The organism is Mediterraneibacter flintii (assembly GCF_055387595.1).
On sequence record NZ_AP031405.1, the window covers coordinates 3,715,407 to 3,738,912 of the forward strand.

Genomic DNA, 23,506 nt, shown 5'->3' on the forward strand with positions numbered 1-23,506 from the left:
GCCTATTCCTCCCTGTCATATACAATCAAATCTTTTTCTATCGCCTGTAAAATAATCATGCTTGCAACCTGCCGGATACTTCTTCCAGACTCATTTACAACTTCCGCAAGTGCCCTGTATGCCACAGGGGTAATCTTGATTACTTCCTGTCCTTCCGGAATTATCTTTTTCGCAGGTATATGTATTTTATCGTTCATTTGTTATTCCTCCTCATATATCCAGTTTCCAGAGTAAAACCACTCTGTCAGTCTCTCGCAAAACTCCTCCATGCTTTCTGCTGATTTTGCAATGTAAAGAAATGCCGCCTTTTCTTCATAGCTGCCTGTCCTGCACCTTTCACATGCGTATGAAAAGGCGTCTGAATCGCATACTGTCTTTCCATACTCCGACTGGATTCCCCTATACATCCTCTCCAACCTCCTCAATTCCGAGAATCGCACATATCACTCTCCAGTCCGGCATATTTGCAATGTTCATATACCTTTCTACAGCGCACACCAGCGCATAATAATCTTCTTCGGAACACTGCATTGTATTTTTAAACATTTATTTTCCCTCCCAATATCTCCCGCCACACCAGAAGAAATCTTCTGCCGGCAGGTAGTCCTCTAAAACAATCAGCGTTGGGTCCTCTTCACAGATATGGTCCCCTTCACCGATTGGTACGCATTTGCTGCATGTATTGCAGCTCTTTTCTTGATTTGCCATTTTTATGCCTTTCTGATACAATATAAGTGGTTATTTTCCGAGCGCCTACGCCTTGCCGGGCTTATGTAGGTGCTCAATCTTTTAATTCCAATACTCTTTTTATCGCCACCGCAACCTGTGAGCCGGTAAAAAGATTTGTTTCATCTAGTGCAAGCAGGTCTGCTACGTCGCCCTGTATCCCCAGTTCTGAAGTGAAAAACATTTCTTCGGCTTCTGCAATTGTCCGTTCCATGTAGTCCTCAAACTCTAAATCGGTCAATTCTTTTCCCTCCTTTCAAATAGGCCCTGCCTGCAATATGTAAATCGCAACAGCCTGCAATATGTTCAATGCTAATGATACAAATGCGATCGTTACTATGCCTCTCATAGACTTATCTCTGCGCCTCCTAGTTTCTTCAATTGTCTCACGGCGCTTCTGCTCAATTACCTGTAACTCTGTCACTCTGCCAGCCTCCTTTCCGCCTCTTCCCGGCTTATGTCAATGTATTTTGCAACCTCGTTTATTGTTGCCTCATATCTATACAGTTCACCCCTTTTAGACGGTCGTATAACCCGCCCAAACTGCCACTTTCCGGTACGCATTTTATGCCGAACCTCGCAAGGGTCACACCGGATAACTTTTGCGATTTTAGTCGCTGTGTTTAAAATTTCTGACACCTTATTCACCTCCTTATGTATTGTGATACCCGACTGGTTCCTCTCCTCTACGAAGTAGCTCCATTCTCATTGCCTCAACTGACACACATCCCGGCGCAGGCTGTCCACAGTCTACCTCTCTATGGATACGATTTTTCAGCTGACTCACTGACCAGTCTTTTACTTTTTCTAATTCCCATTGATATACCATGTTTTACCTCCTGTCCTTTTTATCGGGCTCTCTATGCTACACTACTCAAAACTTCTTTTTGTGATATAATCTCCTTACAGGCACTGCCATGCCGAGTATTACGAAAGGAGTAGCGAAAACTATGACGCAAATTCGTTTAGCTGTTGGGGACTACAAAGGAGACATCGAGAAGCGCCTTCAATACCTGTCCTCAAGCAGTGTATTTGAAATCTTTACAGATTCCTTTATGTCCGAATTTACAAAGCATAAAAATTTTACTGATTTTTGTGAAGCAATCAGTTGCGATACAACTTCTCAAAGCGATTTAGATAAACTGCAAGATACTAATGCATTTGATGAAGCGATATGTTCCAACTCAGAATTTTCTTCTTGGAAAGAAATGGTTGAAACCGCATACCAAAAACTTATCGATAAAAAATAATTCTGTGGCAGGGCAGTCATTACTTCTTTTGTCCTGCCACTAATCTCACGTCGCATTCTGCGTACCCGTCTGCGATTTTCTTTGGGGTCAGATTTATTCTTGCATCCACCTCCTTTTCTTTGTTTCCAGAATTATCAAGCTGAAATAAATACTCTAAAAGCATATCAGGAAAATATTTATCTCTAACTTTCACACAATCTGCGTAACTCCATTCAGATTCACCGTTAAATCTCGAATGGATTGTACGATAAGACACATTAAGTGTTTTCGCAATATCATTCCGTGAAATGCTTTTCCTTTTCATTTCAGCCTCCAGATTACTTAGGTTTATTACCTGCAACTTTTAACCCTCCTTTCTATTGCGCAATTTCGCAATCTGTGATTATAGTATATTGCATTATTGCGCAATAGTCAACAACTTTTTTGCAAAATTTTGCAATTTTCTATTTACTTTTATTGTGCAATACTGTAATATCAAATCAAGGAGGAAAAACTCATGGAACAACGCGCAGAAATACTTAGAGATTTAATGGAGAAGAAAGGTATGAAAGTATCTGACATAGTCAAACTATCTGGTCTTCCATACTCAACTGTAAAGGCTATTTTAGAACGTGGAGCTGAAAAAGCTGGCTATGTAAATGTTTGTAAGATATGCAACGCCTTAGGAATAAGCGCAGATGAATTAGAAAAAATGGTTTCTGAAAGAAATTATGCGCCTACCACTCTCGCCGCACACTTTGATGGTGACGAATTTACCGAAGATGAACTAAATGAAATCCGCCAGTTTGCCGAATTTGTAAAAAACAGGAAAAAGTAAGTCCGTTTTTTAGGACTGGCATTAAGATATACTTGAGTGGGAGGTGTTATTGAATGAATATGCATGAACGCCTAGAGGACGAAGCCTGCAAAGACGGTATAGACATTATTTCTTGTAATTTTGAAAGTAATAGAATAAAAGGGCTATATCACAACGGAGTAATTGGCATAAATAGCAAAGTAGAAAAATCTATTGAAAGAGGTTGTATACTCGCAGAAGAAATGGGACACCACTATACCTCTGTCGGAAATATCCTGGATATGTCCGACACCCACAACCGCAAGCAGGAACGGCAGGCGAGGCTTTGGGCTTATAATAGATTGATAGGACTGCGCGGTATTATAAAGGCCTATGAAGCTGGGTGCCAAAGCCGATATGAGATTGCGGAGTATTTGGAAGTAACGGAAGAATGTCTGCAAGAATGTATTGAGATATACCGCGACAAATATGGTGTATATACTACTGTGGATAATTATGTGATTTACTTTCTGCCAAATCTTGCAGTCATGGAAAAGATATAACCGCCCCGGTGATTATATAAAAAAATACAAAGGAAGAGAGGATGATTTTATTTGTATAAAAATACTTTAGAACGGTTGGCTGATAGCAATAGGTTGCCAGTTTTATTCGTTGGATCTGGTATTTCTAAGAGATATCTTTATAAGTATCCCGATTGGGACGGACTTTTGGAAATGACTTTCAAGAAGTATAGTTCTGATATTTTTCAATTTCAAAAGCATAAAGACTCTCTTATTCGCCAGGGCTTGTCTGATTTTGATATAAATACTAAGCTTGCGGCTATAATAGAAAACGAATTCAACGCCGCTTTTTATGACAGAAAAATTAAACTTAATATAGGAAACTCTAAAAATCCCAATTGGGTACGCAAAGGGATTTCTCCTTTTAAAATGTATTTATCCTCATATTTTAAAAAAGCAACGCTTTATAACCGGAAGGATCTTCGTTTAGAACTAGAAAAATTTAAATTATTAAAAACTAAAATTTCCGCCGTAATAACAACTAATTATGATCTGTTTTTGGAAAAAGAAATCTTCCCGGACGACTTCGCTGTTTTTGTGCGCCAAAGCGATTTGTTCGGAGCTGACATTTATAATATAGCGGAAATATATAAAATACATGGCTCTGCCACAGATGCAAATTCAATAGTAATTACAGAAACAGATTATAAAGCCTTTAATGATTCTAGAAAATTAATTATTGCCAAAATGCTGACTTTATTTTCAGAATCTCCAATAGTCTTTTTAGGATATTCTTTTACTGATGAAAATATACAATCTATAATCGTTGACTTTTTAGGTTGTTTATCAGACCAACAGCTTAAAAACATCCGTGATCATTTTATTTTTATCAGTTATAAAAAACACGAATCAGACTTAATAGAAATCCACCGTACAGTTACTACACAATCTGGTGATGATATACCTATTACTGAAATTGCTACCGATAATTTTGGTCGTGTTTATGAGATTCTCAATCAAATAACACCGGCAATTTCTCCTGCTAAAGTACGAGAAACGAAACGTGTCATCAAAAGTATTGTTGATGCTAGTATCACTTCCTCTCAAGCAGAATCTGTTATTGTCGGGATCGATGATTTAAGCCAAGTAGACTTGTCTTCCAAGCCATTAGCAATTGCTATCGGGTATAAAGAAAATATTTTGAACAAGTTCGGATATGGTCTTTTTGAAGACGAATTAATATTTGAAGATATATTATATAACAACAAGAATTTTGATTCCAATTCTATGTGTATTGACCGTTTTAAGTCACTTCCATACACAAGGCTGCTTCCGGTGTTCAAATATGTGAAAAATGCCTCTATGTTGCCAAATAGGGGAAGTAAATTGGATATTTACATCCAAAAGCACAATAGCATAAACAAAATAATTTCTAAAAAAGTTGAAAAAACATTGAATACTGTTCCCTCTTATAACACTTATGAGGATGTAATGAAAGAAATAGAAAACGTGCCCAACGTCCAAAAGAAAGCTGGTCTAATCTTAAAAAATATAGAAAATTTTAAACTTGAGCAAATACGCTCTGCTTGTAAATTGATTTTTGAATATAATCGTGAAGAAGCTATGAAGTCTACACATTTTAAACGTTGTGTCATGTATTTGGATTTTTATGAGAATTATTCGCCAAAAGAAAAAAGCCAATAAACCTTTTTTGGTACACACCAAAAACATTACTGACTTTTTTCTATAAATATTACGAACACTTAATATTATGTGTTCATTACATTCTTACCACTAATCTAGAATTTTATTCATAATTCTTTTTGATTAGTAAGACTATACTACATCTAATTTATAAGAATGTCAATATTTTTATGTAAATAAGTTTCGTAACTAAAGCCGCCCCGGTACGCCAATACCGGAGCAGTTTTAGCACAATCCGAAGATTATGCAGTAATCTTTCGCAGGAATATTGTATCATCTTCGGTGCAGCTGCACAATACAGAACGTTTGTGCGCTGTTATTTTTATATTCAGAAAGAAGGTGATAACTATGCCACGACGAAAGAAACATGAAAAACTGCCAAACGGTTACGGCCAGATACGCTTTCTTGGTAAAAAACGCAGGAATCCCTATGGAGTTTATCCACCAGCAATTGAGGAATATGACAACGGAAAGAAAAAGACACCTCCAGCTTTATGCTATGTATCCGGCTGGGATGTCGGACTGGCAGTCTTAGTCTCATATCATGCCGGAACATACACGCCGGGAGATGAAGTAATGATTGAGCAAAATATGCGGCCAGATTCTGGTATCAATGATGTTTTTTTCAAAAAACTGGTATCAGATTACAACAAAAAAATGTTCAATAGCGAACCTGCTACAGATAAGCCGAAATTCTCGGAAGTATTTGAGAAATCTTATAAGCGCAAATTCGGCAAAGAATACGGCTACAAAGGTAGAAAGTCTTCTTCAGAAGCACGTGTAATATCAGGGTATAAGAATGTCGAGGCACTGCATAATAGAATATTTGAGGAATTAAAAGCTGATGATTTACAGGAGGCCCTGGACGCGACTCTAAAAACACATAAAAAGGCAACTGCTGAATCCGTTAAACTATTGTATAACCAAATGTATAAATACGCGGTGCCAAATAATATTGTATCAATGAATTATTCCGAATACGTCTCTGTCAACGCAAAGAATGACAGAGAAAAAGGCACGCCCTTTAGTACAGAAGAATTAAAAATCCTTTGGAAGAATAAGAATAATGATATTGTGGAAATGCTACTTATTATGTGTTATTCTGGATTCCGCATTGAAGCATATCGGACGCTTGAAGTGAATCTGAAAGAAGGATATTTCAAAGGCGGGGTTAAAAATAACTGCAGCAAAAACCGAATAGTACCCATTCATTCAGGAATTATGCCTCTTGTGAAAAAGCGGTTAAATCGGGAAGGAATGCTGTTACCTATAACGCAAGGCACATTTAGGAAAAGAATGTATGAATCCCTTGACATAATAGGAATTGGAAAGCATACTCCCCATGATTGCCGACATACGTTCTCTAAATTATGCGAACACTTTGAGGTAAAAGAAAACGATAGGAAAAGAATGCTAGGGCATGCGTTTTCAGATATGACAAACAAGGTATATGGACATCGGGAGCTTGAAGACTTGAGACACGAAATCGAAAAAATACAAATAGAACAGTGATTTGTTGTAAACGTGTTGTAAACGGATACCATTTATTATGACTTTTTTCAATGTCATTTATTTGGATAGCACTTCATTGAAAACCGCATGGTTGACACATTTTATCCATATTTACGTCAACCACGCGGATTGATGGATTTTAAACGATTCTTTTAAATTTCTTAATATTCTTATTAATAAAATTTTCAATGTTCCTACATACTTTCTTAAATACTTAATCACAACTCCATCACATTTTTCTTATATAGTAGAAACTGTCAGAAGGCAATAACCTTTTTTCATACTTTTTCTAGCGCCGGAGAAAATTCTCCGGCATCCTCCTTTTTTCGTAACTCCTTTTCACATTTCAGCCGTCTTTTCCATATACTGATATAACAGGTTTTATTATTTATAAAGGAGTTTTTTATGAGCATAAAAGGACTTGACGTAAGTGAATTCCAAGGAATTATTGACTGGGAACAGGTAAAAGCTGCCGGCTATCAATTTGCCATGCTGCGTGCAGGATATGGCTTTAATACAGTCGACGCGCAATTTCATCGAAACGCATCTGAGTGTAATCGCATCGGCTTACCAATCGGCGCCTACTGGTTCTGTTATGCAGTCAGCCCGGAAACCGCCGCTTCAGAAGCGGACGGATGTCTGAATACAATTTCTTCTCATCGTTTCGATTACCCCATCTGCTACGATATTGAACAGGCTTCTGTTGACTATGCCGCAGGTCAAGGTGTAAATATTACCCCTTCTCTCGCAACGGAAATTGTAAAAACTTTTTGTAACCGTATAGAAACAAATGGCTATTATGCTATGTATTACAGCAACAAAAATTTTCTGAACACTTATCTTCCTGCGGATCTCCCGCAGAAATATGCCCTATGGTACGCCTATTACACCAGCCAATTTGACGGTACGGACTGCGGGATCTGGCAGTATACCAGCCAGGGCAGCATTCCGGGTATCAGCGGTAATGTAGATTTAGATGACGGCTTTATCGACTATGCGTCCGTAATAAAGGAGGCAGGACTCAATCATCTTGACGGCAATGCGCCTTCTCCAGATCCCCCCCCCTCTCCTTCACCATCTCCCGATTATGTCACGTATGTCATTCAATCCGGTGACACTTTAAGCGGCATTGCACAACGTTTTGGTACCACTTACCAGGCAATCGCCTCTTTAAACGGACTCTCTGATCCAAATTTAATCTACGCCGGACAAACAATTAAAATTCCCGAAAACAATACCTCCTCTCAGACCTACACCGTTCAATCCGGTGACACCTTAAGCGGTATCGCCCAACGTTTTGGAACAACTGTCAATGCAATCGCTTCCCTGAACGGAATTTCTGATCCGGATTTGATCTATGCCGGACAAATCCTTCAAATACCAGGCAGCGCTTCTTCCTCTCCACAGACTTATACAGTCCAATACGGCGATACCTTAAGCGGCATTGCACAGCGTTTTGGAACAACTGTCAGTGCAATCGCTTCTCTAAACGGAATTTCTGATCCGGATTTGATCTATGCCGGACAGACGCTCCAAATACCATAAAGCCCTGCTTTGCGTTTTTTAGAATGTACCGGCTTAATTTTAGAATTCTATTATAAAATTTCTATTTCTTTTATTGTTTCAACATACTTTGGACACAATTTCACTATATACTAAGAGACAGATAGTTGATAAACAACTATCTCCCCCCTCATAAAGTAAAGACATCTTGGGAGATTCCCCAAGGTGTCGCACTTTACTCTCATTCCTTTAGATAACTATAAAAACAACGAACCCCGTCAGCCGGAAGGTTGACGGGGTTTCGCTGTTTATATAGAGTTCGAAAAATCCTTGTATTACTTATTTTCAAACCTCCATTTGAGGGATTCAACTTTACAAAAGCCGTTTATTTATGTTATTTCGCTTAGTTACTATTTTAATTTACATATCTAACGGTTTCTTACACCCAATTTTAGTACGTCACGTAGATAACGTACACTTTCTTCACACGCCTTTAGTTCTCGTTCCCTAGCTTCTTCTATCGGCTCATCCAGACGTAAAAAAGCGATTTCATTCTCAAAAATGATGCGGTCCATTGGAGATTTTTCACGAATTTGTTTAATCATAAGGGGACAGTCCATAGAACCCTGACCATGGGGAGCACCTATATCATGTACGCCAAGCGGGTCAACTACAATCAGATCGTCGCTAAAGTGGCAGCAGAATGCTTTTGGTAACATTCGCTCCATTGCATAATAAGGATTTTCAATTACTTGTAGCGGGTTCATTGTGTCCACACAGGTACCAATATGAGGATGATTTAATTTGTCTACAAGCCATAGTATTTCATCTGCAAAGGTATCAGTGTGGTTCTCAATCGCAATTTTAAAACCATATTCTTCAAGCTTTGGAATTGCATTCTTAAATATATCGTATTTATCTGCTAACTGTCTCATAACATCCGGATGCATACAAGAACCATATAGCTGTCTCGGACGTTTGATGTCGAGGCTGAATTTTACTAAATCTACATTAAGTGCATGTCCAATATCTAATGCCTCGTCCACAGTACAATTTACGCGTGAGTCACTTCCGGCATTAAAGGAGGCATTAAATTCTAAAAATAAATCCCGTTCTTCTGCGTATTTTCTGATTTTTTCAAGATGTTCAGGGCTAGTAGAACCTAAGTCAACTTTTGTGACTTGTAATCCGTCTAGTTCCCAATCAACTGCCCTGTCCATCAATTCAAAAATGTCCATTGTCTGCGGGAAGAAGAAGTCTTTTCCAAATCCCCAGCTTTCTCCAAGACCAAAAAAATGGAGTGTATAGGTGTGCATTCCTAATTTTAAAGGCCTTTCACTATTAGTTCTCATGATATAATCCTCCTTAAAAAATATACCTATTTTCTGATTTCTTTCATTATACGGAAAAGATTGTGAAATTTAAATCAAAATAAATTGAATTTAAGATTCAAATAGTTTTGATATATTTTTAACAAGAATCGTATTAAAATGACAGTAGTAAAAGATACATTGTTTGCGCAGACGGTGTTTTTCAAATCTTTTCATAATGAAGGAGGATATGAAAAAATGACAGCTATTCCAGAAAAAATGAAAGGTGTCTATCTGACGGGTTTTGGGGGATATGATAAACTGGATTACAGAGAAGATATTCCAGTTCCAAAGCCAAAAGCAGGAGAAGTATTAGTAAAGATTGGAGCAGCAGCAGTCAACAATACAGACATTAATACACGTATTGGCTGGTATTCCAAAAATGTAAAGACGGCAACAAGCGTTGGCGGTGCTGAAGGATATGGAGACGACGTAAACGAAGATGGTTCATGGCTTGGGCAGGCACTCGGATTTCCGAGAATTCAGGGCGCAGATAGTTGTGGCAGAATTGTTGCTGTTGGCGAGGGTGTAGATGAAAAAAGAATCGGAGAGAGGGTATTGATTCGCAACGTGCAGGAAATGCCTCCTAGCGAACATGGACTGGAATGTTTTACTCATGGTTCAGAGTGTGACGGAACTTTCTGTGAGTATACAACTGCACGGTCAGAGGAAGTATTTTGTATAAACAGCAGCCTTTCAGATGAGGAACTTGCCGTATTTCCATGTGCATATGCAACAGCGAACAATTTGATATGCAGAGTAGGGGTTAAGGAAAATGACCGTGTTCTTGTAACAGGCGCTTCGGGAGGTGTTGGCTCTGCATTAGTACAGCTTGTCAAAGCAAGAGGAGCAAAAGTAATCGGTGTATGCGACCCCGGACAAGAAGATATTGTAAAAGGATACGGTGCCGATGAGATTATATTTAGAGGCGAGGATTACATAGAAAAACTCGGTGAGATGTCCGTAGATGTGGTATTAGATATGGTGGCAGGAGATTCATGGCCTCAAATATTAAAAATTTTGAAAAAGGGCGGAAAACTCGGAATGTGTGGTGCAATTGCAGGACCGATTGTTGAATTTGATGTCAGGGATATGTATTTAAAGGATTTGAGTTTCTACGGGACGACTTATCAGACAAGAGATTCTATGCTTCAATTAATTGAGTTTGTAGAGCAGGGAAAAGTTCGTCCGATTATTGCAAAAGTTTATCCTTTGAAAGATATTGTAGAGGCACAGAAAGCGTTTCTTTCCAAAAAGCATGTAGGAAAGATTGTCTTAAAAGTAAGTGAAAATTAAAATAATTATGTAGAAAGTGAGGAAAGAAAATGGGATTTAAGAGAAGTTTTGATGTTGTTCAGGCTCATTGTGGAGAACCTATGCATGTCATCACAAGCGGAGTACCTACAATTCCAGGCGATACCGTTTATGAACAAATGAAATGGATGAGAGAAAACGACGATCAGGTACGTAATTTGGTGCTAAAAGAACCACGAGGATACCCGCCGGTAAACTGTAACTTAATTGTTCCGGCGAAGGACCCAAGAGCAGCAGCTGGGTATATCATTATGGAGCAAAATGAATATTGTGTTATGAGTGGCGGAAATACAATTGCTGTTGCCACGGTACTCCTTGAAACAGGCATGATTCCTATGATTGAACCCGTTACAGAGTTTTACTTAGAGGCGGCGGCCGGACTGATTAAGATTAAAGCGGAGTGTCATAACGGTAAAGTTACACAGGTAACATTTACGAATGTTCCGGCGTTTCCGGTATATTTAGATGCTGAAATTGATGTACCGACACTTGGAAAAATTAAAGTAGATATTGCATGGGGTGGAATGTTCTATTGCCTAATTGATTCCCGCCAGTTCCCGTGGTTGAAATTAGTACCGGAACAGGGAAAGGAAATTGCAAGAATTAGTGCACTTTGTTATCAAGCGGCAAGAGAACAGCTTCCAGTTCATCATCCGGACTATCCAGGTATCGGAATTACAGGCTCTGAGATTCATGGACCAACAGATAATCCAAACGCAGATTGGCAGAGTGTTGACACAGTGTATACCGGCGAAGTTGATCTGAATAGACCAGAAACATGGACAGGAGCTCTTGACCGCTGTGCATGTGGTACAGGTACCTGTGCATTGATGTCAGTAAAATATGCCAAAGGGGAATTGAAATTAAATGAACCATTTAGACGGGAAGGACTTATAGGTATTATTTTTACCGGTCATGCACTGGAGGAAGTAGATATTCACGGCTATAAAGGGATAAAACCCACTATTGGCGGAGAAGCTTGGATTAGCGCTTATTGCAAATATGTATTGGATGAGACAGACCCATTCCCGAATGGATTTACAGTAGGAGACATCTGGTAAGATAGTAATTTTAGATTAAGAAAACGGAGCATAGGACACTACCTATGCTCCAAAATACTAAAAGAGGTGGAATGGAAAAATGAAGGTTACAGGAAATAAACGCTGGCTTGTTCTGGGATTATGCTGTATACTGTCAGGAATCATGGTTTATGTACCGTTTTTAAGATACAGCTATATGGAACAAATGATTGTCATATTTACGGAGTACAAACCGATAGTATCTCCGGACCATGCTTATGAATTTTTAGGAGATATAGGTGCCGCATATGGCACTATTACAATGATTACATATTTGTTCGGCGGTCTGATAGCAGATAAATTTAGAGAAAAAAATCTATTGTTGGCAGGTTCTATATTAATGGGACTTTCCTCCATCTGGTATGGAACTGTTCCCGGAAAAACAGGCTTAATATTAATTCATGTATTTTATGCCATTGGAACAGGGATTCTCATTTGGTCAGCTTTTCTTAAAGTGACAAGAAAAATGGGAACAAGTAAAGAACAGGGGAGAATGTTTTCTATCTCAGAGATGGCCCGTTCTATTTTAAATATGCTGATAGGCTTTCTCGGTGTTGCAATGCTTGGACGGGCAGTGATAGGAGACGGTTCTATGGACCCGCAGGTTTTAGGAACACAGTGGCGGAATTTGATGTTTTTATTTGGTGTTCTCCATATTTTGGTAGGCTTTGTAGTCTTTTTTATACTGCCGAAGGATATTATTGGAAATGAAGAAGAGTCTGAACAGGTTGTTCAGGAAAAGTTAAGCGTTCATACAGTGCTGGAAGTGTTGAGACAGCCCGGTGTATGGCTTGTATCAATTCTTATTTTCTTCTGTTTTTCATTTTACTGTGCAGCATCAGGATACTTGGGATCGTATACGACAAATGTACTGGGTGTTTCTACTTCTACGGCGAGTAATTATTCCGTAGTCAGGACTTATCTAATTACAGCGCTGTCTACTTTAGCGATAGGATTTATCGCGGATAGAATTGGTTCAAAAGTAAAAACATTAGGAATTTATCTGGTACTGGCAACAGCAGTAACCGGGTTGATGGTATTGTCTGAAGGAAATACTGCGATATGCGTAGGAACCACGTTTATCTTTGCTATTTTCTATACAGGTATGAGAGGCTTATATTTTGCAACAATGGGGGAAGTCGGTATTCCTCTTAGGTTGACGGGAACCGCAACGGGAATTATTTCTGTTATTTGTTATCTACCGGATGTGTTTTTTGCAAAGCTGGCGGGTTTCTGGATTGATACATATGGAAACCAAGGCTATGATTTAATTTGGTATTGGTGTATCGGATGCGGCGTGCTGGGAATTATTACCGCATTTATTACTATGAAGTATATCCGCGGTTTGAAAAAAGGAAAGTAAGCAATGAGTGTAAATTTTATGCTGATATCAGGTGTACTGGTTATCGCAGATTTGTTGATTTGTATGATTATCGCCTTTAAGACAAAAGGTTCCGCCCATAATGCAGAAGATTATTTTATAGCGGGGAAAAATACCGGAGTCGTATTGTTGACATTAACAGCATGGGCAAGTTTTAGCGGGGCAGGAAATTTTATTGGTCAAGCGGGTCGTGGAGCCTTATATGGAGTTGAGGCGTATTGGCTTTGGCTCGGAGAGGGACTACTCGGAGGAATTGCTATGGGGATTTTGATTGCTCCGTATTTGGCAAAATTCCGCTATCAATCTATGCCTCATTATATTGCAGACCACTTATGCGGCGGGGATAAATATGTCAGGAGGGTCGGAGGTATTGCGGCCTTGATGCCAAATATTATATGGCCGGGAACGCAAATAATGGGAATCTCCTATGTAATGGAACAGGTATTCAAAGTGGACTATAAAGTCTCGGTAGTTATCTGTGGAATTGTATTGATTGTACATACCTCAACAGGAGGAATAAAAGCGGTTATTTACTGCGACGCCCTCCATGGAGTGATACAGGCAGTTTTTGCAGGAATGGTTATTTTTTTCGGCCTTAAAACTTTTCATTTTGACCTGTCTATTTTACAAAGCAGAGTTATGGCATTAGATCCAGGACATTGGGAACTGTTTACAGACAAACCGTTCTATATAATTACAAGCTTTTTTACAGGTTTCGTGGGTGCGACCTCGAATCCCATATTTTGGAATAGGGCGTTTGTAGCAAAGGATGTTAAAACCGCAAAACAATCCTATGGAATTACTTTCTTTTTTAATATATTATTAGTGTTCCTCATCATTTTAATCGGCATTTCGGCGTACACCTTTAATCCTTCGATTGGGGATCAAGCGCTTGTATGGTTGATACTAAATAAAATGCCTGTATTTGTTGGCATCTGGTTATGTGTAGGAGTGTTTGCCGCTTGCATGTCGGCTGCTGATACGCATTTAAACTGTGCTGCAGGAAACATTATATCAGATATTCTAGATCCTGACGGAAAATTATCGGCTGAGAAATCTGTCAAATATGCGAAGCTAGCCACTGTTATAGCAGGGATTATCTCCCTGATATGTGGATTATGCGGAGAGTATATCTATGCTTTAGGCACATATGGATATACTATCTGTGGCGGTGTGCTTATTCCAATGTTTATTATAGGACTTTATTATAGGAGAAAAGGAGGAAAAAGCACACTGAAAGTAAAAGCAGCCAGAATTGGAATGACATCGGGCATTATATTTGCCCTCGCATTCGAGATTATTCCTTCCTTATATGCAATATTTGGAGGTGGTGTGATACCGGCGATTGTAGTGACTGTTTTCGGAACGATTATTTCTCAGATTGCGTTGTCGGAGAAGTCGGAGAAAAAAGGTTAGATGTATAAAAAGGAGACTGACCCATATCAAAATCTGCATTGGTAAAACCGGCATCCATAACCCCTTTTTTTATAATTTCGTACATGGTATTACAAAACGCCTTATCAAGGGTATTACTGTGGGTAAATCCTACTTTTAGCGTCAACGGGCTTGCCAGAAAAGAGCTTGGAAGAAGGTCCATATCATTTGTAATAGAAGATGCCGGAAGAAGTGATACAGCGATTCCATTTCTGACGGCATCCTCAATATTTTCTGACATTGTACTAGTAAAAATAATATCATAGTCTACAGAAGTGTGTTTTAGTGAGTAGAGGGTATAGGTATTCACAATACAGTCATCTGAAAAAAGGGCAATAGGCAGCGGCGTATTCTGTGGAATTGTATAGCCTTTTGCACATGCCCAGTACAATGGCTCCTCCCAAAGAATCAAATCATCCTGAAACTGAGGTTCCATTGCGACAATAGCAGCAGAAATATTTCCCTTCTCCATAGACTGACGGATAATCCGGCTGCGGGAACAAATCGTATTAAAATGGTAAGAAGGAAAATTTTTCTTGAGTTTCGGATAAATATATGTAATGAACATTTTGGCATAGTCTGTTGGTATCCCAAATATGATATTCCCGATCCAATGTTCATTTTTTAAAGAATTAAACACTGCGTTGTTAAGGTTTAAAATGTCTTTTGCATATCTTAGGAGAGTTTCCCCATCTTTAGTTAAAAGAAGAGAATTTTTGCTACGAATAAAAAGCTCGGTTTCAAACTGCTCTTCGAGTTTTTTGATCTGGGTACTAACTGCAGCAGGAGATCGGAAAACCAGTTCGGAAGTAATGCTTAGTTTACCTGTCTCAGCAGCCGTGACAAATGTATTTAAATATTCAAGATTTACATGTTTATTCATATGTATTCTCCTTTATCTGAATATTTTTGTTATTATTTTATCATACATTTGTCCGGATAGAAAGTAGATATATGCTGTTGTCAATTTTTATATATTTGTAGATTATATTGCCACAAAGCAACCACTTTGATAGAATAAGAGAAGCAACTGAATGACTTCAGCAGCGAACGAAACGCCAGCATAGATTTGAATTTTTTGATTACATAGGAGGAATTTTTAATGAGACTTTATACATATCAAGTAAACAACCAGACTCCCCAGATAGGTATTGGATTCAAAGAGCATCCCGGTCTACTCTGGCCTTTGGAAGTTTTTCATCTATCCTATACCGATATGAATGATCTTATCCGCCATGTCCCATTGGAAAAATTGATTCTTAATGTGAACTATCATAAAGTTAATCCTAAAAGTGCATTAAAACTCGACGCACTTCAGCTTATGGCGCCTATCCCTTATCCCAGGCAGGATATTCTCTGCCTTGGAATAAATTATGCTGAGCACGCTGTTGAATCTGCTCGTTTTCACAAGGATTCCTTTCTTGTAAATCAAGAAAAAGCCGTCTATTTCAGTAAACGCGTTCATAAGGCAAGCGGCCCTGATGAGACAATTCCACTTCACGAAAATTTAACCGACAGCCTGGACTATGAAGCAGAGCTCGCGGTCATTCTCGGAAAGGACTGCCAAAATATAAAACGGGAGGATATAACTCCAGATACTGCCGTCCAGTATATATATGGCTATACAATCCTTAATGATGTCTCTGCCAGGGATTTGCAGGTTGAACACAAGCAATGGTACTTCGGCAAGTCATTAGATGGATTTGCTCCTATGGGCCCATGTATAGTAACAGCCGACGAAATTACTTTTCCTCCGGTGCTTCCTATTTCTTCTCGAATCAATGGTGAACTACGTCAGCAGAGCTGTACAAATCACCTGATTCACCCGATTGACGAAATTATCTCCGAGCTTTCCTCTGGAATTACTCTGACTGCTGGAACGATTATTGCGACAGGTACTCCCGCAGGTGCCGGTATGGGATATACCCCTCCCAAATTTTTAAAAAGCGGGGATGAAGTGATCTGTGAAATAGAAGGGATTGGAAAACTACGTAATCTGGTAGAATAAAAATTTATTCATTGATTCTTAAGAGCGATTTAAGATTTTTTCGTTTTCTTTTATATTTTACTCATACTTTTGACATAATTTTGCCTTATACTAAGACTCAGATAGTTGATAAACAACTATCTCCCCCCCTCATAAAGTAAAGGCACCATATAAGGTGCCGCACTTTACTCTCATTCCTTTAGATAACTATAAAACCAACGAAAACCCGTTAGCCAGATGGTTAACGGGTTTTCGCTATCTACATAAAAATTATTTTTCCCAACAGAACAATACTCTCTCTGCCTGTCAAATCATTTCCTAATTACTATTTCTTTCCATATACTCACTTGGACTTATCCCCTCAATAGAATGAAAAATCCGACTAAAATAAAATTGATCTTCATACCCTACCCTTTCTGCAATATCTTTAATGTACAAATCCGGACATTCCCTCATGATTTCCTTTGCCTTTTTAATTCTCAGATCTGTCAAATAACCACTAAAAGTTTTTTGTACTTTCTGTCTGAAAAGTCTGTATAAGGATGTCTGAGAAACTCCAAACTGTCTGCATATATCCCCAAGAGAAATACTTTCTTGTATATGTGTATTAAGGTAAATTAATATTTTATCTAAAAGTCTGTCCTTTTCATCCTCCCTGTCTTCCTCATATTTCTCCGTTATAAAATACTGCTCGATCGTCTGCAAAACAAACTCTTTTAATTCATTCAGGTTCATAACTTCTGCAAAAGCTTCATCTAAAGCGTAAAGTAATTCTGGAAATTCTTTCAATCTTTTATATTCATAATTCAAAGTCTGATATAAATAATATATTTGATTTTCCACATTAAACTGGCTCTGCTCCTCCTGTTTCCATACTTCAAATAACTGTCCTATTTCGGCAGAAAGCTTTTTTTCCCTTCCATATTTTATATAATATCTGATCCTTTCCATACAGTTATTTTCATCACTGTCGGCATCTTTTTTTGTATTCTCCTGAATCACGTCTAACATAGAAAGCTCAATAATCTGATCTTTTCCTATTACAATAGACCTGTCCAGTTTCTTATACAGCATACGGATAATACTTGAAAATTCCTGGATTGAAAACCCTCTTTGATACAGTACACACGTTGTATATCCTTCCTTTTTTCGGAATTTTTCATATATTTCTTCTACATACTGCCTAAAGTCACAATGAATTACATATTTTTCCGCAACAAGATATAAAGTTTCTTGTTCATCACGGCCATATACAAATATCTTCTCACTCGGAAGAGAACAGATTGCAATCCCATTCTGCACATGATAACGCCTGGGTGCCCCTTTTTGACGTATCAACATCGCATAATAGGTACCTTCTTCAAAAAAATGTTCGATTCGTTTATTATCTGGCTCTACAAGTGGATTACTTAAATCTTTAATTAACGAAATCCGTTCTTCATAATATTTTTGTTCCAGTTGTCCTTCCATACGCTCCATCAGTCTTTTTAAATCATTTGGATTGACTGGTTTTAATACGTATTCGCACACCCCCATTCTGATCGCTTTCTGTGCATACTCAAATTCCTGAAACCCTGTAATAAGAATACATTTGATCTCAGGATAACTGTTTTGTATTTCTTCAATTAATTCCAGCCCTCCCATGACAGGCATTTTTATATCCGTTAAAATGAGATCTGGAACACACTGCTTGATTTGTTTTAAAGCATCTCTGCCATTTTCCGCCTCTGCTATTACTTTGTATACAGAACACTTCTTCTCTATAATTTCTCTTAAATATTCTCGTGCCGATGGCTCATCGTCAACAATCATTAATCTATACATATTTATATCCTTCATCCGTACTAATATTTACAATAGTTCCTTTTCCTTCCTGACTTTCAATAGAGAATTTTATACTCTCTCCATATAACAAATATAGTCGCGCATAAGTGTTTACAAGTCCCATTCCGCCTATTTCCATCTCTACATTTTCCCTTTTCTGCGATAATTTATCTCTCACCATTCTTATCTTTATCTCAATATTATTTTTTATTTCTTTTGTCATACCTGTGCCAAAATCTTGTACGGAAATAAAAAACCCGTTTTTATATTTCTTTCCTTTTATTACAATCTTTATCACATCTGCTGTATTCTGATATGCATGCTTTACGTTATTCTCTACGATTTGCTGCAAAACTATTTTTGGCAATTTCATTTCCAGAATCTCTTCTTCTACTTCTATCGAATAATTCAGTTTATGTTCATACCTGAATTTCAAAAGCCCCAAGTATAACCGGAGATATTGCACTTCTTCACTTATCTTCGCCGTCTTTTCCCTTGTATTTGTAGAATACCGCAGCATATTAGAAAGGCTGCTGCAAATGTCACATATAGTTTCATCGTCATATTTCAGCCCCCTGTAAGATATGACGTTCAGTACATTGTAAATAAAGTGTGGATTTACCTGTGCCTGCAGAAGATCAAACTGTGCCTGCAGCTGCAAAACAGATAATTTTCTTTCCTTTTCTACAGATTGATTTAAACGGTTCAACACCTCTTGATACGACAAATATAATGATTCAATCTCATCATTAGCAATCCTTTCATCTATTTTATCTTCTATATTAGAAAGTTCCGTTTTTTCCATAAAATTTTGTAATTGTCGAATAGGCTTTGTAAGGCTTCTTGATGTTTTGTAAATATATAGAAAAGAAAGACCCATCAGTACAGTAAATAAAAGAATAGAAATCGGAATTACATCTCTTAGTACATCCCATAAATAATCATTGTCACTGACAGTCAATAATAGCAACCCGTTTTCTTCTGAATATTCCTCTAACATTAGACAAGAACCCTTATCTTTGTTCTTTAAATTCTGTACTGCGCCATCCTGTCCTGTAAGATTTTCTTTCAAAAACAAAGCCTCTTCTTTTGATATTTTAGGGTAAATCACATCTCCTTTTTCCGAAAAAAGAATATACTGTGTTCCTTCCGCCTCACTACACAGATAAGACTCTATTGTCTCTTCACTTTCCTGTACTTCAATATATCCCATATCAAATCCCTGTATTTCTCTAACCAAGGATACTACATTTTCAGAATTCTTTCTCCCCCAGTCATCCTTATGCAGACCTATTAAAACCCCTTTCCCTTTCGTATTCTCTATATTATTTTTCCATCTGTAATTTTCAAATACAAAATCTGTTCCTGTATTTTGTTCCGCACTACTTGAAATTACAAGGTTATATTTGTTGTATATGATAACCCGATAAAACTGATCTATCATAAAATAGGTTTTGAGATGAGAGCGAACAGCTGCAACCTCTTCCATATAGTATAAATCCTCCCCGTTTCCTCCGATCTGCCGTTTTGCAAGCTCGTTTAAGGCTTGTAAAACCTCCTGGTTGGAAAGCAGATAAGTAGTAACTGCAGACATCTCATCTACCCTGTTACATATCTGCTGAAGCTTTGCCTCAGATACTATACGTATTGCGGCCTCCTGTTTCTCTTTATATCCTTTAATACTGAAGGAGGAGTATACACATGTAAATATCAACGTTATCAGAAAAGCGAAAACCATATAAATCAATACTATCTTTTTCTGGAACTTCACTGCGTCACCTCATACTACTTGTTTAACCTCTTAAAACCGTGTATGAATCCTCTCACACACGGTTCTATTATAGCATTTACACTAGCTTTCACGCACCTTATTTTAAGATTTCATCCCTTTACCGCACCCGATACCATACCATCGACAATCTTTTTATTAAAAAAAATAAATAAAATCAACATTGGAATCGTAATCAAAATTACATTAGCAAACAATAAATTATATGAATTTGAAAACTGGCCCATAAAATTATATAATGTCAACTGGATGGTTGTATTCTCTGTCCCCGGCAGAAAATACAGTGGATTTGTAAAATCGTTAAAAATACTTACCGAAGTAAGAATAACAACTGTCGCAGTAACCGGCTTTAACAATGGAAATATAATGGTACTGTACAACTTCCATTTTGAACATCCATCTATGTAACCCGCCTCTTCCAGTTCTATCGGAATAGAACTCATAAATCCTCTGTACAGCATAATTGTAAATGGAGTCTGAAGAGCAGCTTCAACCAGTATCATACCTCCCAATGTTTTATATAATCCAATTTTTTGTAAAACCCATATCGTGGGCAATATCGCTGCCGGAACCATTAAGCCTGCCAGCAATACAGAACTGAAAATTTTTGTTATTCTGTCATTTCTCCTCTGAATAGCATACCCACTCATAGAACCAGACACTACCAGTATCGTCACAGATACAATAACAATAATAATACTATTTTTAAATCCTGTTATAATTTGATAATTATTCGTACTGAGTGCCTGTACAAAGTTTTCCCAATGCAGTTCACTTGGCAAAGAGATATTTAATAAATTTGCCTCTTTTCTATCCTTAAGAGCATTTATCCCCATAAATAAAAATGGGATGATAAAAATCAGAATAGCGCCTACAATACCGAAAATATCTCCGATTAAGGATATTCTTTTTCCTTTTTTCACCTAATATACCTCCCTGCTCAACAAAAATTTCTGCAATGGATAGGCAATAAAAGCTATCACCAGAAACATAATGACATTTCCTGCTGTTGAAAGGCCATAGAATCCTGCTGCATACTGTTTATATACCAATGAAGCCAGCACCTCTGTTGCATATCCGGGCCCTCCTTTCGTCATAGACCAGATTAAATCAAAACTGCGCAGTCCACTGATGAACGAAAGCATAATAATGGAGTTGACAGCGGGACGACACAAAGGTACTGTAATCATCTTCAATTTTTGAAATGTATTTGCTCCATCCATCGCTGCCGCTTCATAATATGTCTTATCTATAGATGTCATCCCTGCAATGAAGATTACAGTCGCAACTCCTACCCCTTTCCATATATCAGCTACTGCCACTGAATACAAGGCAATATCCGTATTACCCAGCCAGTTAATTCCCTGCCCTCCAAACAATTCGATCGCTTGATTCAACAGCCCTTTTGACGGATGCATCAATGCAGTAAAAATAATTCCAACTGCGACTGTACTCATCAGGTTTGGGAAAAATACAACCGCACGTAAAATATTTTTTGTTTTTATACCACTTGTGAGAAAAACAGCAAGCAAAAATGCAAGTATTAACTTAGAACCGCAGGTAAGAATGGCGTATACCAACGTATGTCCCAGTGAGGATACAAGAGCGTCTGACGAAAAAAATGTTTTAAAATTGTCCAAACCACAGAAATTTACGCTGTCAAAGTTCCAGACTGTCAAACTGAAGAAAAAAGAGATAACAAGCGGAAGTAGAAAGAATACCGTAAAAATTATTAATGCCGGCAGCATAAACCACTTACTGTACATTTTTCTTACCATACCATCACTCCCAGTCAAGACCTAGCTGTGTTGCCATCTTAGCACAATCTGCGTCATATTTTTCAGCCGCTTCCAGAGCCGTTGTCTGACCTGAAAGTAATTCCTGGCAAATCACATCACATTCTGCTCCTTTAACAGAAGTCAGGAATTCAAGTGCTACGTTTGTCTTTCCTTCCTCTACATATTTCTGCATATCTATCTTTACAGCGTCATAGGAGTTCTCCGGCAGCTCATAGTCTTTCACACAATACGGTCCATCTGGCGGTACTACATCTGCATAGGTATCCAATGCCTCTTCCGAAATATAAAATTCCATAAATTCTTTGATCAACTCCTGTTTCTCACTGTTCTTGTTTCCACATATTGAAATCGGCATCCACATTGTAAGCCCTGTCTCTTCCTCCGTGTCACCCGGAATTGCAAATACCCCTAAATCGTTTACTCCCTCATCGTACAGTTCATATACATTTGATAACGCCTGTGAAAGCATAAACCAATGTCCCGCTTCTCCATTTGCCATAATATCACATCCATCGTTGAATGTTGTTGCCAGAGCATCTTCATTATAGAATCCCACTGTGTCTTCCATTTTTTCAAAACTCCTGAGCGCTGCCGGGGTCTCTGCCCATTTAGCCTGGCCTGCTTCCAGATTTGCCGGAAACTCCGGATCTTCGTATAGAATATTATAGGCATTCCCTAAGAATCCTACTTGATTTGTCCACATAGTACCAGAGGTACCTAATATAGCTGTTTCTCCTGCCTCTTTAAGTACCTTGCAGTTATCCATAAATTCATCCCATGTTTTCGGCACTTCCAGATTATATTTCTCATACAAAGGCTTACTATATATCACGGCTCCACATTTCGAAGAAGCAAAAGGAACACCGAATGTCTCTCCGTCAAATGTCACTGTCTTTTTATATTCATCATCCAGTTTATCTACCCATTCTTCTTCAGATATATCCATAAAATACTCTGTTGGGTTTAATGTCTCTAATACTGACCCCGGAGTCACAACGACCATATCTGTCATTTCTCCCGCTGCCAGTCTGGTCTTAATCAAATTATCCCCTTCTGAGCCTCCCTGCCTTGTCTCTACTACAATGTCAATTCCTAATTTTTCTTTTGCCAGTTTTGTCACCGCATCAAATCCTGCAAGAGATACATTATTCTCAACCATGATTGTCAGCTCTTTTTCTTCTCCACCTCCTTTTTGTTTGTTTTCCTGTTTCTCAGAACATCCCGGCAGAATACATACTGTAAGCATCACTGCCAGTAAAACCGCCATAAATTTCCTTTTTTTCACGAATAATTCCTCCTAATATTTTGATGGGTTTAATATAACATTCCGTTAAATTTTTCAACATAGAAAATCAAACCAGTATACATGAAATATTTTGCCAATATCCTTTTCTTTCTTCTATTTTATCTTCAATTTATTATTTTTTCTACCGTATCAATATTCTAGTATCCCTAAAAATAGTGATATAATTTTCAATCCCTTCTGGTGTAATTCTCCATGTCATTATGATTCCTTCATGCTAAACTAAAAAGCGTAA

At 38.0% G+C, this 23,506-nt stretch carries 27 protein-coding genes; 11 read left to right on the top strand and 16 right to left on the bottom strand.

Annotated features, from left to right (window positions below; all coding sequences use genetic code 11):
• Window positions 1-2: 2 nt before the first annotated feature.
• The 8 genes from ACZ5C4_RS17655 to ACZ5C4_RS17690 all read right to left on the bottom strand — a co-directional run bounded on the left by ACZ5C4_RS17655 (window position 3) and on the right by ACZ5C4_RS17690 (window position 1,555).
• On the bottom strand, window positions 3-197 hold the full coding sequence (locus ACZ5C4_RS17655) for a hypothetical protein (protein WP_267304261.1): 195 nt from the start codon (window positions 195-197) through the stop codon (window positions 3-5).
• A gap of 3 nt (window positions 198-200) precedes the next feature.
• Window positions 201-407, bottom strand: a complete 207-nt coding sequence (locus tag ACZ5C4_RS17660; protein ID WP_464522138.1) for a hypothetical protein — start codon at window positions 405-407, stop codon at window positions 201-203.
• Window positions 400-546 (bottom strand): hypothetical protein, encoded by a 147-nt coding sequence (locus tag ACZ5C4_RS17665; RefSeq protein ID WP_464522139.1) that lies wholly within the window; start codon window positions 544-546, stop codon window positions 400-402. The genes ACZ5C4_RS17660 and ACZ5C4_RS17665 overlap by 8 nt, the downstream gene beginning before the upstream one ends.
• Complete coding sequence (locus tag ACZ5C4_RS17670) at window positions 547-708, bottom strand: hypothetical protein (RefSeq protein ID WP_464522140.1); 162 nt, start codon at window positions 706-708, stop codon at window positions 547-549.
• A 73-nt stretch (window positions 709-781) separates the two neighbouring features.
• On the bottom strand, window positions 782-967 hold the full coding sequence (locus ACZ5C4_RS17675) for a hypothetical protein (protein ID WP_464522141.1): 186 nt from the start codon (window positions 965-967) through the stop codon (window positions 782-784).
• A gap of 15 nt (window positions 968-982) precedes the next feature.
• Complete coding sequence (locus tag ACZ5C4_RS17680; RefSeq protein ID WP_464522142.1) at window positions 983-1,150, bottom strand: hypothetical protein; 168 nt, start codon at window positions 1,148-1,150, stop codon at window positions 983-985.
• Entirely contained in the window at window positions 1,147-1,365 is a 219-nt protein-coding gene (locus tag ACZ5C4_RS17685) for a hypothetical protein (RefSeq protein ID WP_464522143.1), read from the bottom strand. The genes ACZ5C4_RS17680 and ACZ5C4_RS17685 overlap by 4 nt, the downstream gene beginning before the upstream one ends.
• 13 nt (window positions 1,366-1,378) lie before the next feature.
• A complete protein-coding gene (locus ACZ5C4_RS17690; protein WP_464522144.1) occupies window positions 1,379-1,555 on the bottom strand; it encodes a hypothetical protein in 177 nt (58 codons plus the stop codon).
• Window positions 1,556-1,676: 121 nt separating this feature from the next.
• Between ACZ5C4_RS17690 and ACZ5C4_RS17695 the strand changes: the two genes are divergently transcribed.
• The gene (locus tag ACZ5C4_RS17695) at window positions 1,677-1,976 is read left to right on the top strand and encodes a hypothetical protein (RefSeq protein ID WP_464522145.1); all 300 of its coding nucleotides are present in this window, start codon (window positions 1,677-1,679) and stop codon (window positions 1,974-1,976) included.
• Between the two features lie 19 nt (window positions 1,977-1,995).
• Here ACZ5C4_RS17695 and ACZ5C4_RS17700 read toward each other — a convergent pair whose 3' ends face one another.
• Complete coding sequence (locus tag ACZ5C4_RS17700) at window positions 1,996-2,280, bottom strand: hypothetical protein (RefSeq protein WP_464522146.1); 285 nt, start codon at window positions 2,278-2,280, stop codon at window positions 1,996-1,998.
• 192 nt (window positions 2,281-2,472) lie between these two features.
• Here ACZ5C4_RS17700 and ACZ5C4_RS17705 point away from each other — a divergent pair, with 192 nt between their 5' ends.
• The 5 genes from ACZ5C4_RS17705 (at window position 2,473) to ACZ5C4_RS17725 (ending at window position 8,033) form a co-directional block, all read left to right on the top strand.
• Window positions 2,473-2,793, top strand: coding sequence for a helix-turn-helix domain-containing protein (locus ACZ5C4_RS17705; RefSeq protein WP_464522147.1), 321 nt, complete (start codon window positions 2,473-2,475; stop codon window positions 2,791-2,793).
• Window positions 2,794-2,846: 53 nt separating this feature from the next.
• The gene (locus tag ACZ5C4_RS17710; protein WP_464522148.1) at window positions 2,847-3,314 is read left to right on the top strand and encodes an ImmA/IrrE family metallo-endopeptidase; all 468 of its coding nucleotides are present in this window, start codon (window positions 2,847-2,849) and stop codon (window positions 3,312-3,314) included.
• Between the two features lie 51 nt (window positions 3,315-3,365).
• Complete coding sequence (locus ACZ5C4_RS17715; RefSeq protein WP_464522149.1) at window positions 3,366-4,976, top strand: SIR2 family protein; 1,611 nt, start codon at window positions 3,366-3,368, stop codon at window positions 4,974-4,976.
• Window positions 4,977-5,324: 348 nt separating this feature from the next.
• Window positions 5,325-6,488 (top strand): tyrosine-type recombinase/integrase, encoded by a 1,164-nt coding sequence (locus ACZ5C4_RS17720; RefSeq protein ID WP_464522150.1) that lies wholly within the window; start codon window positions 5,325-5,327, stop codon window positions 6,486-6,488.
• A 405-nt stretch (window positions 6,489-6,893) separates the two neighbouring features.
• Window positions 6,894-8,033 (top strand): LysM peptidoglycan-binding domain-containing protein, encoded by a 1,140-nt coding sequence (locus ACZ5C4_RS17725; RefSeq protein ID WP_464522151.1) that lies wholly within the window; start codon window positions 6,894-6,896, stop codon window positions 8,031-8,033.
• Between the two features lie 386 nt (window positions 8,034-8,419).
• On the opposite strand, the gene ACZ5C4_RS17730 is transcribed toward ACZ5C4_RS17725, so the two are convergent.
• A complete protein-coding gene (locus ACZ5C4_RS17730; protein WP_464522152.1) occupies window positions 8,420-9,343 on the bottom strand; it encodes a sugar phosphate isomerase/epimerase family protein in 924 nt (307 codons plus the stop codon).
• A gap of 138 nt (window positions 9,344-9,481) precedes the next feature.
• On the opposite strand from ACZ5C4_RS17730, the gene ACZ5C4_RS17735 reads away from it, so the two are divergent.
• From ACZ5C4_RS17735 to ACZ5C4_RS17750, 4 genes are all read left to right on the top strand, one after another.
• On the top strand, window positions 9,482-10,657 hold the full coding sequence (locus ACZ5C4_RS17735; RefSeq protein WP_464522153.1) for an alcohol dehydrogenase family protein: 1,176 nt from the start codon (window positions 9,482-9,484) through the stop codon (window positions 10,655-10,657).
• Between the two features lie 29 nt (window positions 10,658-10,686).
• Complete coding sequence (locus ACZ5C4_RS17740) at window positions 10,687-11,736, top strand: proline racemase family protein (RefSeq protein ID WP_464522154.1); 1,050 nt, start codon at window positions 10,687-10,689, stop codon at window positions 11,734-11,736.
• 79 nt (window positions 11,737-11,815) lie between these two features.
• Window positions 11,816-13,117 carry an MFS transporter gene (locus ACZ5C4_RS17745; RefSeq protein WP_464522155.1) on the top strand — a complete coding sequence of 434 codons (1,302 nt, stop codon included), beginning with the start codon at window positions 11,816-11,818 and terminating at the stop codon, window positions 13,115-13,117.
• Window positions 13,118-13,120: 3 nt separating this feature from the next.
• Window positions 13,121-14,551, top strand: coding sequence for a sodium:solute symporter family protein (locus tag ACZ5C4_RS17750; protein ID WP_464522156.1), 1,431 nt, complete (start codon window positions 13,121-13,123; stop codon window positions 14,549-14,551).
• Here the strand turns inward: ACZ5C4_RS17750 and ACZ5C4_RS17755 are convergent.
• The gene (locus ACZ5C4_RS17755) at window positions 14,505-15,452 is read right to left on the bottom strand and encodes a LysR family transcriptional regulator (RefSeq protein ID WP_464522157.1); all 948 of its coding nucleotides are present in this window, start codon (window positions 15,450-15,452) and stop codon (window positions 14,505-14,507) included. The genes ACZ5C4_RS17750 and ACZ5C4_RS17755 overlap by 47 nt on opposite strands.
• A gap of 219 nt (window positions 15,453-15,671) precedes the next feature.
• Between ACZ5C4_RS17755 and ACZ5C4_RS17760 the strand changes: the two genes are divergently transcribed.
• The gene (locus tag ACZ5C4_RS17760) at window positions 15,672-16,577 is read left to right on the top strand and encodes a fumarylacetoacetate hydrolase family protein (protein ID WP_464522158.1); all 906 of its coding nucleotides are present in this window, start codon (window positions 15,672-15,674) and stop codon (window positions 16,575-16,577) included.
• Window positions 16,578-16,874: 297 nt separating this feature from the next.
• On the opposite strand, the gene ACZ5C4_RS17765 is transcribed toward ACZ5C4_RS17760, so the two are convergent.
• The 5 genes from ACZ5C4_RS17765 to ACZ5C4_RS17785 all read right to left on the bottom strand — a co-directional run bounded on the left by ACZ5C4_RS17765 (window position 16,875) and on the right by ACZ5C4_RS17785 (window position 23,253).
• Complete coding sequence (locus ACZ5C4_RS17765) at window positions 16,875-18,380, bottom strand: response regulator (RefSeq protein WP_464522159.1); 1,506 nt, start codon at window positions 18,378-18,380, stop codon at window positions 16,875-16,877.
• Window positions 18,373-20,151, bottom strand: a complete 1,779-nt coding sequence (locus ACZ5C4_RS17770; protein ID WP_464522160.1) for a sensor histidine kinase — start codon at window positions 20,149-20,151, stop codon at window positions 18,373-18,375. Before ACZ5C4_RS17770 ends, ACZ5C4_RS17765 begins: the two co-directional genes overlap by 8 nt.
• Before the next feature lie 110 nt (window positions 20,152-20,261).
• The gene (locus tag ACZ5C4_RS17775; protein ID WP_464522161.1) at window positions 20,262-21,092 is read right to left on the bottom strand and encodes a carbohydrate ABC transporter permease; all 831 of its coding nucleotides are present in this window, start codon (window positions 21,090-21,092) and stop codon (window positions 20,262-20,264) included.
• Window positions 21,093-21,947 carry a carbohydrate ABC transporter permease gene (locus ACZ5C4_RS17780; RefSeq protein ID WP_464522162.1) on the bottom strand — a complete coding sequence of 285 codons (855 nt, stop codon included), beginning with the start codon at window positions 21,945-21,947 and terminating at the stop codon, window positions 21,093-21,095. It abuts the gene before it with no gap.
• Between the two features lie 4 nt (window positions 21,948-21,951).
• On the bottom strand, window positions 21,952-23,253 hold the full coding sequence (locus ACZ5C4_RS17785; protein WP_464522163.1) for an ABC transporter substrate-binding protein: 1,302 nt from the start codon (window positions 23,251-23,253) through the stop codon (window positions 21,952-21,954).
• Window positions 23,254-23,506 lie beyond the last annotated feature (253 nt).